Source organism: Nonomuraea sp. NPDC048916 (assembly GCF_040649575.1).
GTDB lineage: Bacteria > Actinomycetota > Actinomycetes > Streptosporangiales > Streptosporangiaceae > Nonomuraea.
In genome coordinates, this window is the sequence record NZ_JBEZFS010000220.1 from 1 (window position 1) to 466 (window position 466).

At 63.7% G+C, this 466-nt stretch carries 1 protein-coding gene; it reads right to left on the reverse strand.

Annotated elements, in window-relative coordinates:
• Window positions 1-75 precede the first annotated feature (75 nt).
• Entirely contained in the window at window positions 76-228 is a 153-nt protein-coding gene (locus AB0C16_RS40540) for a hypothetical protein (protein ID WP_007446805.1), read from the reverse strand.
• Window positions 229-466: the final 238 nt, after the last annotated feature.

The window sequence follows — 466 nt, forward strand, 5'->3', positions numbered from 1 at the left end:
CCGCGCCCCCGCGCACCACAGCGCCCCCGTACGGACGTTCCGTGCGGGGGCGCTTCGTCTTCACAACGTCAGGTGTTACGAGGCCGAACTGTCGGCCGGCCGGATGTAGATGCGCTGGCCCATCGCGGCGGCCTGCTGCACGATCCGGTTGACGGAGGCGGCGTCCACGACGGTGCTGTCCACGGCGGTACCGTCGACGTCGTCGAGTCGCATGATCTCGAAGCGCACAGTGCTTCCCTTCGTCTGATCCTCCTGCTGGAGAACTGCTGGCGCCGGTGGGGCGTCCCACCCGCAAGACTAGGAACGCGAGGCTTCCCTCGCGTTCCACGTGGGTTACAACGGCTTGCCCTGTACAAACATTCCCTACGCTAAGGAAATTTTTTGGATGTCTAAGTACCCGTCGGTAGCCACATCACCACAGACCATGAGGTTCGCATGAACGAGGCGGACCCACAGCTCATCGGCG